The organism is Anaerobutyricum hallii DSM 3353 (assembly GCF_000173975.1).
Taxonomy (GTDB): Bacteria; Bacillota; Clostridia; order Lachnospirales; family Lachnospiraceae; genus Anaerobutyricum; species Anaerobutyricum hallii.
In genome coordinates this window covers 1-1,378 of the sequence record NZ_ACEP01000144.1, presented here as the reverse complement: position 1 = coordinate 1,378, position 1,378 = coordinate 1, and the positions used below count along the sequence as shown (strand labels likewise).

Sequence of the window (1,378 nt, the reverse complement as noted above, 5' to 3'; positions counted from 1 at the left end):
GGTAATTGTCCGTCTCTTCGATTGTCTGCAATCCTTTTTAATACAGTAAATAACTGTGTATAAAACATATTGATAAAAAGATTATAGGAAGAATCTCCAGACGGCATAACAAGAAACAATGCTGTTTTTTTCTTAGGATTTCCCTCTACACCTAATCCCAGTGATGGAATATCTATGTCGTCTGTTCCTTCAAATACCCGTTTAATCTCCGGGATTTCAAAAAGACGTAATTGTGCATTAACCATGATAACAATAGAGCGTACGGTTTCTGATGCACCTTCTTTTAACTTGCGGTAATCTCTCACTGGCGGATAATCTTCCCCTTATCTTTCCTGTAACTCTTGCATATCCTGTTGTAGCTGCGTTGTCCCTTCTTCGTCTGTTTTTTGTGTCTCTCTATTAACTAATTCCAATATTCCTGGCATTGAAGCTACTCTATTCCCTTCTTTTGCCAGAAGCCATTCGTACTCAAAAAGCGACTGCAGATACAGACCAACACCATCATCCCAAAAGGGATCACCCTTTTGGGCATCCGGCGGCTTTACAGATGTCTGGATATTTGTGATAAGTTCTATCACATCAGTGTAATTATCAATATATACAAAAGGGTTATATCGGTCAGATTGTAACATATCCTTGAAATTAAGGCTTTTTACTGTTATATTCTTTATTTCTTTCAAATATCCCCCATAGTTTTTTAACAGGTCACCTTTTACATCTAAGATAATGTTCGTCATATTAGCAAGTAAAATGTTAGGAATTAAAAGCGAAGTCGTTTTTCCATCACCAGAACCGCCAAGGATCAGGATATGCATATTTGGCAATGCCTTTGCATTTACTGTAATATTTTTACTCAGGCAGGTAACAGGTTCTTCCCCTTTTCCATACAGCCTTTTAGCTGTCTTTGGTACATCTGCCCATTCTGCAACACCATGTTCTGCATCGGGATGAAAATTACGGTAATAAGTGAGATAATAACAGACAAACATTGCCCATACAGTCAGGGCAATCCCTATAACGGCTGGTGTTTTTCTATTGAACCAGTTACGGAATGGATGCATCAATATGTAGGCTAATTTATCTTGATAATCCTGCTCCATCTGTTCTTCAAGGACAATCTCTTTTGCACCTTCTTTATGGACAGCCGTAAAGTTCATCACATAAATAATGTCTGGCTTACCCTGGCCTCTTTTTTTCTTCTCGATCAGTCCAACTTCGGAAAGCTGTTTCATTGCTTTGCTGATCGTACGGTCACTGCGTCCCAGTTTTTCTACCAGTTGTTTCAGATTGTATGTGATATATAAACGACCAGTATCTTTTTCAATCCAGTTATTTCTCTTCCTCCAAAAGCAATGCCGGGATCTGGTAAAAGCGGAAG

General features: G+C 38.7%; 1 protein-coding gene and 1 pseudogene. Both read right to left on the bottom strand.

Annotated features, from left to right (window positions below; all coding sequences use genetic code 11):
* Nucleotides 1-305, bottom strand: a pseudogene (locus EUBHAL_RS13195) (type IV secretory system conjugative DNA transfer family protein); the annotation flags it as partial.
* 18 nt (nt 306-323) lie between these two features.
* A partial coding sequence (locus tag EUBHAL_RS14995; RefSeq protein WP_005350942.1) for a type IV secretory system conjugative DNA transfer family protein occupies nt 324-1,378 on the bottom strand: 1,055 nt, incomplete at its 5' end.